The sequence below is a fragment of the Streptomyces sp. Y20 genome, from assembly GCF_043195475.1.
Taxonomy (GTDB): Bacteria; Actinomycetota; Actinomycetes; order Streptomycetales; family Streptomycetaceae; genus Streptomyces.
Genome location: NZ_JBIDDP010000005.1, coordinates 26,339 through 38,899, shown reverse-complemented (window position 1 = coordinate 38,899; position 12,561 = coordinate 26,339). Strand labels below are relative to the sequence as shown.

At 73.0% G+C, this 12,561-nt stretch carries 14 protein-coding genes and 1 tRNA gene; 8 read left to right on the top strand and 7 right to left on the bottom strand.

Going from position 1 to position 12,561, the window contains the following annotated elements:
* Nucleotides 1-33: 33 nt before the first annotated feature.
* Both ACGFT1_RS14395 and ACGFT1_RS14390 read left to right on the top strand, forming a co-directional pair.
* Nucleotides 34-1,329, top strand: a complete 1,296-nt coding sequence (locus ACGFT1_RS14395) for a hypothetical protein (RefSeq protein ID WP_373909273.1) — start codon at nt 34-36, stop codon at nt 1,327-1,329.
* A gap of 188 nt (nt 1,330-1,517) precedes the next feature.
* The gene (locus ACGFT1_RS14390) at nt 1,518-2,621 is read left to right on the top strand and encodes an amidase domain-containing protein (protein ID WP_373909272.1); all 1,104 of its coding nucleotides are present in this window, start codon (nt 1,518-1,520) and stop codon (nt 2,619-2,621) included.
* On the opposite strand, the gene ACGFT1_RS14385 is transcribed toward ACGFT1_RS14390, so the two are convergent.
* The 3 genes from ACGFT1_RS14385 to ACGFT1_RS14375 form a co-directional block, all read right to left on the bottom strand.
* Nucleotides 2,609-3,181: a DUF4383 domain-containing protein gene (locus ACGFT1_RS14385; RefSeq protein ID WP_373909271.1), complete on the bottom strand. Its 573-nt coding sequence runs from the start codon at nt 3,179-3,181 to the stop codon at nt 2,609-2,611. The two genes, ACGFT1_RS14390 and ACGFT1_RS14385, sit on opposite strands and share 13 nt — an antisense overlap.
* Nucleotides 3,182-3,267: 86 nt before the next feature.
* Nucleotides 3,268-4,674, bottom strand: coding sequence for a hypothetical protein (locus ACGFT1_RS14380; RefSeq protein ID WP_373909270.1), 1,407 nt, complete (start codon nt 4,672-4,674; stop codon nt 3,268-3,270).
* A gap of 74 nt (nt 4,675-4,748) precedes the next feature.
* Complete coding sequence (locus ACGFT1_RS14375; RefSeq protein ID WP_373909704.1) at nt 4,749-5,144, bottom strand: DUF4097 family beta strand repeat-containing protein; 396 nt, start codon at nt 5,142-5,144, stop codon at nt 4,749-4,751.
* A 321-nt stretch (nt 5,145-5,465) separates the two neighbouring features.
* Here ACGFT1_RS14375 and ACGFT1_RS14370 point away from each other — a divergent pair.
* Nucleotides 5,466-5,537, top strand: a tRNA-Val gene (locus tag ACGFT1_RS14370).
* 60 nt (nt 5,538-5,597) lie between these two features.
* On the opposite strand, the gene ACGFT1_RS14365 is transcribed toward ACGFT1_RS14370, so the two are convergent.
* Together ACGFT1_RS14365 and ACGFT1_RS14360 are read right to left on the bottom strand one after the other, a co-directional pair.
* Nucleotides 5,598-5,942 carry a hypothetical protein gene (locus tag ACGFT1_RS14365; protein ID WP_373909269.1) on the bottom strand — a complete coding sequence of 115 codons (345 nt, stop codon included), beginning with the start codon at nt 5,940-5,942 and terminating at the stop codon, nt 5,598-5,600.
* Between the two features lie 84 nt (nt 5,943-6,026).
* Nucleotides 6,027-6,926: a ketopantoate reductase family protein gene (locus ACGFT1_RS14360; protein WP_373909268.1), complete on the bottom strand. Its 900-nt coding sequence runs from the start codon at nt 6,924-6,926 to the stop codon at nt 6,027-6,029.
* Between the two features lie 90 nt (nt 6,927-7,016).
* Between ACGFT1_RS14360 and ACGFT1_RS14355 the strand changes: the two genes are divergently transcribed.
* The 3 genes from ACGFT1_RS14355 to ACGFT1_RS14345 all read left to right on the top strand — a co-directional run bounded on the left by ACGFT1_RS14355 (nt 7,017) and on the right by ACGFT1_RS14345 (nt 8,697).
* Nucleotides 7,017-7,268: a DUF2277 domain-containing protein gene (locus tag ACGFT1_RS14355; RefSeq protein ID WP_373909267.1), complete on the top strand. Its 252-nt coding sequence runs from the start codon at nt 7,017-7,019 to the stop codon at nt 7,266-7,268.
* A 273-nt stretch (nt 7,269-7,541) separates the two neighbouring features.
* Complete coding sequence (locus ACGFT1_RS14350; RefSeq protein ID WP_373909266.1) at nt 7,542-7,994, top strand: DoxX family protein; 453 nt, start codon at nt 7,542-7,544, stop codon at nt 7,992-7,994.
* 88 nt (nt 7,995-8,082) lie between these two features.
* Nucleotides 8,083-8,697, top strand: a complete 615-nt coding sequence (locus ACGFT1_RS14345; RefSeq protein WP_373909703.1) for a DedA family protein — start codon at nt 8,083-8,085, stop codon at nt 8,695-8,697.
* 81 nt (nt 8,698-8,778) lie between these two features.
* On the opposite strand, the gene ACGFT1_RS14340 is transcribed toward ACGFT1_RS14345, so the two are convergent.
* Complete coding sequence (locus ACGFT1_RS14340) at nt 8,779-9,423, bottom strand: HNH endonuclease family protein (RefSeq protein ID WP_373909265.1); 645 nt, start codon at nt 9,421-9,423, stop codon at nt 8,779-8,781.
* Between the two features lie 386 nt (nt 9,424-9,809).
* On the opposite strand from ACGFT1_RS14340, the gene ACGFT1_RS14335 reads away from it, so the two are divergent.
* The gene (locus tag ACGFT1_RS14335; protein WP_373909264.1) at nt 9,810-10,391 is read left to right on the top strand and encodes a TMEM165/GDT1 family protein; all 582 of its coding nucleotides are present in this window, start codon (nt 9,810-9,812) and stop codon (nt 10,389-10,391) included.
* A 170-nt stretch (nt 10,392-10,561) separates the two neighbouring features.
* Nucleotides 10,562-11,227: an HAD-IA family hydrolase gene (locus tag ACGFT1_RS14330; RefSeq protein WP_373909263.1), complete on the top strand. Its 666-nt coding sequence runs from the start codon at nt 10,562-10,564 to the stop codon at nt 11,225-11,227.
* A gap of 147 nt (nt 11,228-11,374) precedes the next feature.
* Here ACGFT1_RS14330 and ACGFT1_RS14325 read toward each other — a convergent pair whose 3' ends face one another.
* The gene (locus ACGFT1_RS14325; RefSeq protein ID WP_373909262.1) at nt 11,375-12,448 is read right to left on the bottom strand and encodes a peptidoglycan-binding protein; all 1,074 of its coding nucleotides are present in this window, start codon (nt 12,446-12,448) and stop codon (nt 11,375-11,377) included.
* Nucleotides 12,449-12,561: the final 113 nt, after the last annotated feature.

Below are 12,561 nucleotides of genomic sequence, written 5' to 3'. Positions count from 1 at the left end.
GCCCACTTTCCCCTTCCCCAGAATGAGCCGCGCATGCCCCGGAAGATGTCGTCGTCAGGCCGCCGTCGCGCACCCCGTCGCCGCGGTGCGCCCCTCCCCACCCGGCCCCAGGTGCTGACCGCCCTGGCGGCGCTCCTCGTCGTGGCGTCGCTGGTGGCCGGTTTCCTGGTGCTGTCCCGCTCGGACAGCACCACGCCGACCGCCTCCGCGGACCGGAAGCCCGCGGCTGCCCCGAAGGGCACGCCGAGCCCGAGCTGGGACGGCAGGACCAAAATCCTCGGCGACGGCTCGACCTCGTACACAGGCCCGCAGAAGGGGCAGTTGAAGCCGGTGCCGCTCAAGCCGGGGGAGAAGCCGCCGCAGTTCGTGGTGTTCTCCTGGGACGGCGCGCTGGAGGGCAGCGACCACCTGTTCTCGCACTACCGGGAGCTGGCCGAGCAGTACGACGCCCACATGACGTTCTTCCTCACCGGCATCTACCTGCTGCCCAAGACCAAGAAGTCGCTCTACCACGGCCCCATGCACTCGCCCGGCGACGCCGCGATCGACTACGCCACCGACGACCACATCCGCACCACGCTGGAGCAGCTGGGCGAGGCGTACAAGGACGGTGACGAGATCGGCACGCACTTCAACGGCCACTTCTGCGAGGCCAAGGGCGGCGGTGACTGGAGCGTGCAGGAGTGGAAGAGCGAGATCGACCAGTTCTTCTCGTTCGTCGAGCACTGGAAGACCAACACCGGCTTCAAGGACATACCCGCGCTGCCGTTCGACTTCAAGCAGGAGGTCACCGGCGGCCGGGCACCCTGCCTGGAGGGCCAGAAGAACCTGCTGAAGGCCATCAAGAGCTACGGCTGGCGCTACGACGCCAGTTCGCCGGGCGACTTCCAGATCTGGCCGTCGAAGAAGAGCGGCGTCTGGGACTTCCCGCTCCAGATGCTGCCGTACGAGAGCGGCAAGTACCAGGGCCTGTCGATGGACTTCAACTTCCTCTACAACCAGTCCGGGGGCGAGACCAAGGGCGACCCGGCCAAGTACCCCGAGTGGGAGCAGCAGACCGTCGACTCCTACATGGCCGGCTTCAACCGCGTGTACTACGGCAGCCGGGCACCGCTGTTCATCGGCAACCACTTCGAGGACTGGAACGGCGGCATCTACATGCGGTCCATCGACCAGGTGGTCAAGAACGTCTGCACCAAGAAGGGCGTGAAGTGCGTGTCCTTCAAGGAGCTGTCCGACTGGCTCGACGTACAGAAGCCGCAGACGCTGGCCGCCCTGCGCAGCCTCGACCCCGCCCAGTCGCCGGACTGGTCCGCGGTCGTCAAGTGACCGGCGCGTGACGTTGGTTCCACTTGTGCAACCCCCTTCACAACCGCCGCACACGCCGTGCGAAGATGCCCCCCTCCCGGTAGGTGTACCGGCGTAGAGGGGAAACATCATTGAAATCAAGAAGACTTAGCCGTAAGCGGAGCCGCACGGCCATAGTCACCGCGGCCGCCGCCTCGGTGGTGGCCGGTGTGGCCCTGGTACCCAACTGGAGCGCGGGTGCGGCGGTGACCGACGATCCGACCGTGGACGCGGCCACCAAGGCGACCTTCCAGCGGCTGGCCGACGCGGTCTTCACCGACCGCACGCAGGCGCTCGTGGAGGGTGCCGGCAAGGCCGGCACCCGGCACACGTCCGGCTTCTCGGGATCGGTGCGCCTGTCCGGCGGGCAGACCCGCGAGCAGACGTCCGCGCTGGACGAGCTGCGTGACCGCCGCAGCCGGCTGGCCCGGCTGGGCGAGACGTACGGCGGGGGGAACACCAAGGTCACGCTGGACGCGACCCGGGTCACGGGCCGGCACGCGAAGGTCGACGTCACCGAGAACACGACGCTGTCCTACGACAAGGCCACGACCAAGGGCCCGAAGTCCACCGGCTTCCAGGCGCACCACGAGCTGACCTTCACGGCCGACCGGCACGGGACCTGGCAGCTGACCGGCATCCGTGACACGGACGACGGCTATCTCGCGGTGAACCAGGTCGCCAAGCCGGCCGTCGCCAAGGTGAAGACCGCCGGTGAGGACGACGGTCCGCCCAGCGCGGCCCGCTCGGCCACCAGCTGGCCCGCGCCGGCCAACGCGAAGAACTTCTCCGCGTCCGGCTACGACTACCAGGCCATGGCGGCGTACGCGGCCAAGTACTGGAACACGTACAACCCGGCCTACCCGGACTTCAACGGGCAGGGGGCGGGCGGCGACTGCACCAACTTCGTCAGCCAGTCCCTGAAGGCGGGCGGCTGGAAGCACGTCCCCGGCTACACGAACGACTTCCACAAGTGGTTCGGCAACTCCGACATCCAGTCGGACTCCTTCGTCGGGGTCAACGAGTTCTCCTGGTTCGCGCTGTCGTCCAAGCGGGTCACCAGCCTGGCCAACGTCTATCAGCTGGACGTCGGTGACGTGCTCCAGATGGACTTCAACCGGGACGGGTCGAAGGACCACTCCATGATCGTCACGTACCGGGACCGCCGGGGCGTGCCGTACGTGAGCTATCACTCGACCAACACCTACAACAGGTCGGTGGCCAGCCTCGTCGCCTCGTACCCGAGCGCGGCGTTCTACGCCTACCGCACCTGACCCCGCCGGGGGTCCTGCCGCTCCGGCCCGTCCCGCTGTTCCTGCGGGGAGGGGTCGGGGTGGCGGGCCCGCCAGTACGGGTTGTCGTACGGCAGGGCGTGTCCGACCCGGCCGTACATGCCGAAGGTCATCAGCAGCAGGCCCACGATGAAGCTGAAGAACACGTTCTGGATCTTGAAGGCCAGGAAGTTGCTGCGGGTGTCCAGCAGCCCGAGGAAGAGGAAGCCGTTCAGCAGGAACAGCACGCCGAGGACCATGTTCAGGGTCGAGGCGACGTTCCCGCCGATCACCATGCCGGCCAGCAGGATCGCGCCGATGCAGATCGACAGCACACTGAGCGAGCCGTTGGCGTTCAGCCCGACGACCCTGGCACCGCCGGTGTTGAAGTAGCCGATGTGGTTGATCAAACCGAGGACGCCGAAGACGACCAGGAACGCGCCGATCAGGCCCGCGCCCAACCGGTAGACCCGGTTGAGGCGGTGATCGACGGGCAGGTGGTCGTCCAGCCGCATCCGCGGGCGCTCGTCGGCTTTCCTCGTGTGCACAGCGTGTGCGGCCATGTCCGGCTCCCTCGGCGCTAGCGGAGGCCATCCGTCCACTTCAATATCCGCCCGCCCCGCCCCCCTCGGCAACACGGCGCGGCAGTTCAGTGCCCGGTCCCGCGCTCCTCGCGGATCCGCGACACCACCCGGGCCGCCGCCTGCCGCACCGCGTCCGTCTCGGTCAGGAAGTGCCAGTAGTCCGGGTGCCGCCCCTCCAGCGTGCCGATCGCCCGCTCCAGGCGGGCCACCGCGTCGTCCAGCGGGCGGGCGTCCCGCGGATCGGGAGCCGTCCGGCCCGTCATGGCCAGCCGCTGGGCGTCCCGTAGGGCGAACCGGGTCCGCTCGATCTCCTGATGCGGATCCTTCTGCACAGCGTTCAGCCTGGTCAGCCGGTCCCCGGCGGCCGAGACGGCGTCGTCCGTGGTGTTCAGCAGGGCCCGCACGGTCGACAGCAGCGAGGTGGCGTCCGGCCACCGCTGGGCGTCCCGCGCCGCCTGCGCCTCGTGGAGCTTCAGCTCGGCCTGCCGCACGTTCTCAGCGGCCTGTTCGGGCACGTGCTGGAGATCCTGCCAGCAGGCGGCGGCGAACCGCCGCCGCAGTTCGCTCAGCACCGGCTGCACCTGCCCGGCACGCGTGGTCAGCGCCTGCGCCCTGGTGCGCAGACTGACCAGCCGGTGGTCGATCTCGGCGGCCTTCTCCGGCAGCCGTTCCGCCTCCGCCCGGATCGCCCCGGCCTCCCGCTGCACCCGCTCGGCGCGCTCCAGCGTCGGCGCCACACCGTGCTGCCCGGCACCCTGGTTCAGCCGGGTCAGCTCGGGCGACAGGGCCGCCAGCCGCGCGGCCAGTTCGTCGGCGCGCAGCCCGCGCTGCCGTACGGCGTCCAGGGCGTTGCTCGCGGCCAGCAGCGACTGCCGGGCCCGCTCCACGGCCGGTGCCAGCCGGGCCAGCGCGGTCTCCGCGCTCCCCAGCAGCGGTCCCAGCGAGGCACCGAACCGCTCCAGGTCCTGGCGGACCCGCACCAGTTCGTCCCGGGCCGCGGTCAGCTCGGCCCGCGCCCGGGCGGCCGCGGCGGCCTCCAGGCCGTCGTGGTCCAGGTCATGGGCGTCGACCGCCTGGATGTACTGTCCGCTGGCCTCGTCGATCCGGCGCCCGAGCACCTCGAAGTCGGACACGGCGCGCCGGGCGGCGGGGGAGTCGTCCACCGCCGTGATGGTCTCGATCGAGATCCGCAGATCCCGCTGGGCGGTGTCGAGTTCGTAGAACGCGGCCGCCGCGGCGTCCTTGGCGGCCTGCGCGTCGGCCCGCTGGCTCTCCGCCCGCCCGCCGAACCAGCGGCGGGTGCCGCCGCCGGCGAACGCGGCGGGCAGCGCGAGCGCGGCCAGCACGGGCAGGCCCATCAGGGTGAGGGTGTCCCGCAGGGCGCCCCGCCGCGGAGCGGACCCGCGGGGGACCCGTGCGGGGGGCGGCGGCGGGTACGGCCGCGTCGCTGGCGTGCCCGGTGTCGCCGTCACATCCCTCTCCCGTGCTGTGGTCCGCGCTGGGTGGTGACATTCTCCCACCCGTCGAAGACGAACACACGGGCCGGTCAGTTCGCCGTACGCACCGCGACTTCGCCGACCTGTGCGTGCGCCGGCACCCGGTGCGGGCTGCTGTCGTCGCGGGGCGCGGACACGGTCCCGTCGTCGGTGCCGGCCGCCACCCGGTACGCGCCCTCGGGCACGGTGACGGTGACCGAGCCGTCGTCGCTGTGGACGTCCACGAGGTCGGGCGCGCGGGACAGCCGGACGTCCACCGGGCCGTCCTGCGTGGCGGCCCTCACCCGGCGCGAGGAGACCTCCGCGCGCACGGAGCCGTCGTCGGCCCGCAGGTCCAGCGGCCCGCTGGAGCCGGTGACGTGCACGGCGCCGTAGCCGACGCGGACGCTGAGCGGGTCCCGGAATCCGGAGGCCCGCACGGCCCCGTCCTCGCTCACGACGTGCACGTCGTCGGCGGCTGGGGCGCCGCAGGCGCTCACCCCCGCGAGGGGCGCCCCGGTGAGGACGGCGCCGGTGGTACGGGCAAGGACGGAACGGGCCGTCGGATCTTCCCCCTGGGCCGGTCCGCCGGACCGGGGGCCGGAGCACGTCGGTCTCCGGCGACTCCGGGCGGCGGGCACCCGCGTGACGCTCCGGCGGACACCCGGACCCGGGGTGGGGCAACCCTCCTGTCGCGCGGCCTCCTGTCGCGCGGCCCCCGACCCGGGCAGCGGGGCGAACGGATTGCGGCGCGGCCCACCGGGCAATGTAGGCTGTCGGCCTGTCCCGGGTGCGTAGCTCAGGGGTAGAGCGCCTGCCTTACAAGCAGGATGTCGGCGGTTCGAAACCGTCCGCGCCCACCGGCCGGCCCCCCGGAGAAGTCTCCGGGGGGCCGTCGTGCTTCAGCGGCGCCCCGCCCGCTACCTCCCGCCCTCCGCGGTCTCCTCGTGGACGTGCTTCAGCCGGGTGCGCGCCTCGACGCGGTCCGCCGCCGCGACCTCCGTCCAGAACCGGTGGGTGCTGACGAAGACCGCGAGTTCGTGTTCGCGGCGCCGCAGCTTCTCCACCTCGGCCTGCTCGTCGTCCGTCCAGCCGGGGGACGCGGGCCGCTCGACCTTGCGCCAGCCGTTGTCGTCGCTGAAGCCGTCCATCGGCTCCACCGACCAGGGAAGCCGCCTGAGCAGGGCCGACAGCTCGGCCCGGACCTGATGCAGCTCCTCCTGGCCGGCGAGGAGGTCACTGGGGAAGTCATAGGTCGTAGCCACGCCGTAATGCTACGCCTGTTCGAATTTATGGGGCGAGTCCGTGCGGCGGAAACGGAGGCCGTTCATCCGAACGGGTGACCGATGTCAGTGCCCGGCGGCCCGCACCTCCCGCACCAGCCGCGCCGTCACCGGCACCGGCACGCCGTGCCGTCCGGCCGCGCGGAGCAGCGCCCCGCCGACGGCGTCCAGTTCGAGCGGCCGGCCCGCCTCGGCGTCGCGCTGCATGGACGACCGGGCGCCCGGCGGGAAGGCGTCGTACCGGGCCATGGCCCCGGCCGGATCGGCCGGCCCGCCACAGGCCCGGCTGACCGCGGCGGTCTCGGCGACCAGCGCCTCCAGCTCTTCCCGGTGATGGGTGCGGACCTCGCCGAGCGGGCGGCCGTACCGGGTGGTGAGCAGCGCGAACGGGGCGAGGAAGGTCATCTTGGCCCACAGGGCCGCCGTCTCGTCCCCGGCCACGCGGACGGTCGTACCGGCTGCGCGCAGATGCGCGGCGAGGGCGTCGAGACGGCCACGGGGTACGGCGTCCCCGGCCAGGTCCAGCTCCGTGAACGGGCTGCCGTGTTCGATCACGCCCGGGGCGATCCGGGTGGACTCCACCCGGATCACGGCGGGGGCGACCCGGTCGGGACGGTAGCGGGCGCGGAGGACCGCCGGGTGCTCGACGCCGTTCAGCAGCGGTACGACGAGCGCGTCACCGAGGGCGGCGGGCGGGACGCGGGTGAGCGCCGCGTCGAGCGCGGTGTGCTTGACGGCGATCAGGCAGGCGTCCACCGGTCCGCGCAGCTCGGTGTCCGCCTCGACGGAGGCGGTGAACTCGCCGAACTGCGGGCTGCGGACCGTGATGCCGGTACGGCGCAGGGCGTCGGCCGTGTCGTCGCGGGCCACGCACACGACGCGGTGGCCGGCGCGGGAGAGGAGGGCGGCGAGCAGGCCGCCGGTGCCGCCGGGGCCGAGTACGGCCACGGTGAACGGGTGCGTCATGGAGTTGTCCTTCCGACGGTCGGCCCCGGGTCGGTGGCCGCCTTCGCGGTGATCATCGCAGGGGCGGCCGGGGCGCGCCAGACTGAGGGCATGTGCCGGAGCATCAAGACGCTGCGTCCGCCCGCGCTGCCGGGCGAGGCCACGGACGAGGACATGCGCGCCGCCGCGTTGCAGTACGTGCGGAAGGTGTCCGGCTTCCGGGCACCCGCCGCGCACAACCGCGAGGTGTTCGACCGGGCGGTGGACGCCGTGGCCCGGGCGACGGCGGAGCTGCTCGACGGGCTGGAGGTCCGGGGCGCGGGCGCCGCGCGGGCGGAAGCGGTCCGGGCGGCGCGGGGGTAGCCCGCCGGACCAGGGCCCGGCGGAACGGCGGACCGGGCGCCGGCGGACCGACGCCGATGTTCCGTCGAGGCGCGCCGTCCCGCCGCCTCGTCATGCCCTCATGCCCTCATGCCCCATCTCTCGAGCCGGTGCGCGGGCGCGGTCTCAGCGCGTATGTTGAACTTGCAAGCATTGATTAGGTACCCCTAACCTGGACTCTCGTTCGGTTCCGCCGCCCCACGGCCGGCCCATGTCCTTGGCCGGTCCGACCGCACCGAAGAGGAGATATCCCCCATGTCCGCACGCCTCAATTCCGCTCAGCCGTACGTCATCGGGCTCTTCCGCATAGTCATCGGCCTGCTCTTCGCCGCGCACGGCGCCGCCTCCCTGTTCGGCGTCCTCGGCGGTGCCGCCGGCACGGGCGGCACGCTCGATGCCGGCGCCTGGCCCGGCTGGTACGCGGCCGTGATCCAGCTGGTCGCCGGCGGCCTGGTGCTGCTGGGCCTCGGCACCCGCGGGGCCGCGCTGATCGCCTCCGGCTCGATGGCGTACGCCTACTTCGACGTCCACCAGCAGGCCGCCCTGTGGCCCCTCCAGAACGGCGGCGAGCCGTCGGTGCTGTTCTGCTGGGCGTTCTTCCTGCTGGTCTTCACCGGTTCCGGCGCCTTCGGTCTCGACCGGCTCCTCGCCCGGCGCACGGCGGCGGCCGGCGAGCCCGCCGCCGAACAGGCCCCCCTGACGGCCTGATCCGCCCCTGCGGAAACCCCCGCGACCCTCCTGTCACTCCCTCGGCGTACGCTGTATGGCTGTCAACGGGGGAGTGTCGGGAGTCGTGGTGTTCGAAAGCGTGGGGTCGCTGGCGGCCGGTCCGTGGATCTATGCCGTGGTGGCCCTGTCGGTGCTGTTCGACGTGTTCCTGCCGGTCCTGCCGAGCGGGGTACTCGTCATCACGGCCGGCACGGCGGCGGCCGCGGGGTCGGGGGCGGCGGCGGGCGGGGTTCCGCACGAGGTGCCGGACATCCTGGCTCTGATCGTCTCCGCGGCGACCGCCTCGGTCCTCGGCGACCTGGTGGCCTACCGGCTGGCGTGGCGGGGCGGCGCCCGCCTGGACCGCGCGATAGCCCGCTCCCGGCGGCTGACCACCGCGCAGGAACGTCTCGGCGACGCGCTCGCCCGGGGCGGTGGCGCGCTGGTCGTCCTCGCCCGCTTCGCGCCCGCCGGCCGCTCGGTCGTCTCCCTCTGCGCGGGCGCCGCCCACCGCCGCGCCCGCGACTTCCTGCCCTGGTCGGCCCTGGCCGGCCTGTCCTGGGCCGGGTACAGCGTCGCCCTGGGCTACTACGGCGCCCAGTGGCTGGGCGCGACCTGGCTGGCCACGGGTGTCTCGGTGGCCGCGCTGTTCGGGGCGGGCGCGGCGGCGGGCTTCCTGATGCGCCGCCGGCCGGCCGCCTGACGCGGCGCGCCCGGTGCCCGCGGGGGCGCGGGCACCGCACGACCGTCTGCGGCGGACCCGCGGTCACCGGGCGCGCGGGGTTCAGCAGCCGGCGAGGTAGTTCGTCAGCGCGCTCTTCTCGGCTGTGTCGACCGAGAGGTCGTAGTAGTACTTGACCTGCACCCAGGCGCGGACGTAGGTGCAGACGTACGCGGTCCGGGACGGCACCCAGGTGGCCGGGTCCTGGTCGCCCTTGGCCTGGTTGACGTTGTCGGTGACGGCGATCAGCTGCGGCCGGGTCAGGTCGTTGGCGAAGCCCTGCCGCTGGGCGGTGGTCCACTTGCTCGCCCCGGAGTCCCAGGCCTCGGCCAGCGGGACGAGGTGGTCGATGTCCAGGTCCGAGGCGGCGGTCCAGGTGGCGCCGTCGTAGGGGGAGTACCAGCTGCCGCTGGTGGCGGCGCAGGCGGAGTCGGTGACGACGTTGGTGCCGTCCCGCTTGAGGACCGTCTCGCGGGTGTTGCAGGTGCCGCTGATGGTGATCCAGAGCGGGAAGAGGTCGCGGCTGTAGCCGGTGCGGTTCTCGGTGGCCACGGTGAGCTGGGCCAGGTAGCCGCGGGCGGTGGCGGCGCTGACCGGCGTGGGGAGGGCGGCCGAGGCGCTCGGGGAGTTGACCAGGGCGGCGGAGGCCGTCAAGCCGGTGAGGGCCGCGAGTATGCTCAGCCGTCGACGCGCGTAGAGTTTGGGCATGGGGTAACTCCCTTGTGGGGTGCGGGCGTTGGGGTGCGGGCGAGGAAATGCTCGCGGGACCGTCTTGCCGGGGGGTGAGCGCTCGGTAAGAAGCTAATGACGTGTGCATGACACGACAAGGTTCACGGCGGAACCTTCACATCCCGTACGATGGGTGGCGCAGAAGGGGAGTAGCTCTTCGCCGGACCGTCGACATACTGCTCAGCGAGCCTGAGCCGGCGCCCGGAGGCGGACCACCGATTCTCATCGAGGTCCGCCAGCGAGACCTTCGGCAAGCAGTGCACGCCCGCGCCTCCCGGCGCGGGCGCCGTGTGCGCTGCCGTGCCGAGGTGTCAGCGCAAGACGTACCGCACTCTCGGCGGGGCAGCCCGATCGATTGAGGGACCTTGATCAGCATCACCGTGACGGCGCTCGTCTTCGGCGTCGTCTTCCTCGCCGAACTGCCGGACAAGACCGCGCTCGCCGGCCTCGTCCTCGGCACCCGCTACCGCGCCTCGTACGTCTTCGCGGGCGTCGCCGCCGCCTTCCTGCTGCACGTCGTGCTCGCCGTCGCGGCCGGCAGCGTGCTGACCCTGCTGCCGCAGCAGATCGTGCACGCCGTCACCGGTGTCCTCTTCCTCGGCGGGGCCGCGGTGCTGCTGCTGAAGAAGGGCGAGGACGAGGAGGAGATCAGGAAGCCCGCCGACCAGTCCTTCTGGAAGGTCGCCGGCACCGGCTTCATGCTCATCCTGGTCGCCGAGTTCGGCGATCTCACCCAGATCATGACCGCCAACCTCGCGGCCCGCTACGACGACCCGCTCTCCGTCGGTCTCGGTGCCGTGCTGGGCCTGTGGGCCGTCGCCGGACTGGGCGTCGTCGGCGGAAAGGCCCTGATGAAGCGCGTACCGCTGCGGCTGATCACGCGGATAGCGGCGGTGCTGATGCTGGCGCTCGGCGTGTGGAGCCTGTACGAGGCCGTGGCCGGCTGAGCTGAACGGCGGATGAACGTCCGCCGGGGGTGGTGGCGGGATGCCGTCGCGTTTTGTACCGTAGAGGAACAAAGTGGTTCCCGCCCGTTCTCCCTGACCGGCGGGCGGGGCCGCCTTGTCCCTCCCGCCGTCCCCCGACACGGGCCCTTTTTGCGTTCCTGGAGCTGCCGATGCCGGCCACCGCCACGCCCACCGTCCTCACCGCGCGGGCCCTCCTGCTCGACATGGACGGCACCCTCGTCGACTCCCACGCCGTCGTCGAACGCATCTGGCGGCGCTGGGCCGAGCGGCACGGGCTGGACGGCGACGAGGTGATGAAGGTCGTGCACGGCCGGCAGGGACACGCCTCCATGGCCGTCCTGCTCCCCGACCGGCCCAGGAAGCAGAACCTCGCCGACAACGCCCGCATGCTCGCCGAGGAGACCGCCGACACCGACGGCGTCACCGAGGTGCCCGGCGCGAGCACCTTCCTCGCCGCCCTGCGCGGGGTCCCCCACGCCCTGGTGACCTCCGCCGACGTCGCCCTCTCCACCGCCCGTATGCACGCCGCCGGGCTGCCGCTGCCCGCCGTCCGCGTCACCGCCGAATCCGTCAGCGCGAGCAAGCCCGACCCCGAGGGGTTCCTCAAGGGCGCCGCCGAACTGGGCGTCGACCCCGCCGACTGCGTCGTCTTCGAGGACTCCGGCGCGGGTATCGCGGCGGGACGCGCCGCGGGGATGCGGGTGGTGGGGGTGGGTGCGCGCGCCGCGGTCCACGGGCCCGACGCAGTCGTCCGCGACCTTACGCAGGTGGCGGTGGAGGTGTCGGGCGACACGGTGCGGCTGCGCCTGGGCTGAGCGGCGGCGGGGTGGTTCGGTCGGTGGCCGGATGCGGGCCGGTGCGGGCTGGTCGCGCCGTTCCCCGCGCCCGTGGGGTGGGTGTCGCCGAGCGCGGGACCGGTGCGGCCCCGAGCGGGGCTCCTGCCCCGGGGGTGAAGTCGTCGGCTATGGCTGTGAGGTCTCCGATTCCAGGCTTGCTCGGGTCGCCGGGCCGTACTCGCCCAGGGTGTCGCCCCTGATGCCCCGGGCCAGCTGGTAGTCGCGTACGGCGTCCTCCACCGGGCGGGTGAAGACGCCGTCGATCCGGTCGCCGTAGAGGTTCAGCCGGCGCAGCCGCTGCTGGAGGTCCGTGACCTGCGGTCCGGTGTCGCCGCGCCGCAGCACCGGTGCCGCGGCGAGCGTGGTGTGCGGGGTGCCGGAGACCGTCCCGGACGGGGTGGGGGAGGCGGAGCCGGACGCGCTGCCCGACGGCGTCGGGGACGGGGACGGGGACGCCGAGCCCTGGGACGGGCTCGGGTCGGCCGATGCCGACGGGGAACGGGGCGGGGGCGGGGCCGGGGAGCGGGGCGCGGCCGGGGGTGCCGACGCCGGGGCGGGACCCGGCGCGACGGCGTCCGGGATGCTCTGCCTGACCTCCGGGGCCGCCCGGTCCCGCGAGGGCTCATGGTAGGAGGACAGCGCGAAAGCGGCCGCCGCGACGAGCGCGATCCCCGCGCCCCCGGCCGCCAGCAGCACGGTACGGCGGGAGCGGCGCGGTGACCGGGGGCGCGGGGCGGACCCGGCGGCCTGGTGGTCGGGCAGCGTCGGCGTTCCGCTCTCCGCGGCTGGGTGGTCCGGCAGGTCGGACACGGCGGTCCACGTCGGCGGGTCCGGCAGCGCGGGTGTGCCGGGCGCCGCCGTCAGGTGCGGGGGTCCGGGCGAGTCCGGTGCCTCGGCGAGTGCTTCCGTCGCCGCCGGTGGCCTGATCGGCGCTCGCGGCGTCTCCCCCGGCGCGTCCGGCGTCTCCTCCGGCGCGTCCGGCGTCCGCGCGGGCACCGCGGGCGTGCTCCCCGGCGCGTCCCGCATGCTCACGTACGGGCGTATCCGCAGTGGGTCGAAGTCCTCCGCCGCTGCCGCCTCGGCCGTGCGCGTCTCGTGCAGCGCCTCCGCGGCCCGGGCGGTGCAGTCGCAGGACGGCGTGTGGTCCGGCTCCCTCGGCGCCCCGCACTCCGGGCACCCGGTGTCCTCTTTCCCCGTCACCCGTTCGGCCCTCCCCTAGGGAACTTCCGAGATTATGCGGACTTCTCCTCGTCCGCAGGACTCAACAGGCCATAAGCGGTGACACCGATCACGATGGGAGAGGCGCATCCGAG

What these genes read in the sequence shown, in the direction of transcription:
- ACGFT1_RS14385 (WP_373909271.1), bottom strand. Translation starts at nt 3,181, where the DNA reads ATGGCCGCACACGCTGTGCACACGAGGAAAGCCGACGAGCGCCCGCGG.
- ACGFT1_RS14340 (WP_373909265.1), bottom strand. Translation starts at nt 9,423, where the DNA reads ATGCCCAAACTCTACGCGCGTCGACGGCTGAGCATACTCGCGGCCCTC.
- ACGFT1_RS14360 (WP_373909268.1), bottom strand. Translation starts at nt 6,926, where the DNA reads ATGACGCACCCGTTCACCGTGGCCGTACTCGGCCCCGGCGGCACCGGC.
- ACGFT1_RS14330 (WP_373909263.1), top strand. Translation starts at nt 10,562, where the DNA reads ATGCCGGCCACCGCCACGCCCACCGTCCTCACCGCGCGGGCCCTCCTG.
- ACGFT1_RS14395 (WP_373909273.1), top strand. Translation starts at nt 34, where the DNA reads ATGCCCCGGAAGATGTCGTCGTCAGGCCGCCGTCGCGCACCCCGTCGC.
- ACGFT1_RS14350 (WP_373909266.1), top strand. Translation starts at nt 7,542, where the DNA reads ATGTCCGCACGCCTCAATTCCGCTCAGCCGTACGTCATCGGGCTCTTC.
- ACGFT1_RS14355 (WP_373909267.1), top strand. Translation starts at nt 7,017, where the DNA reads ATGTGCCGGAGCATCAAGACGCTGCGTCCGCCCGCGCTGCCGGGCGAG.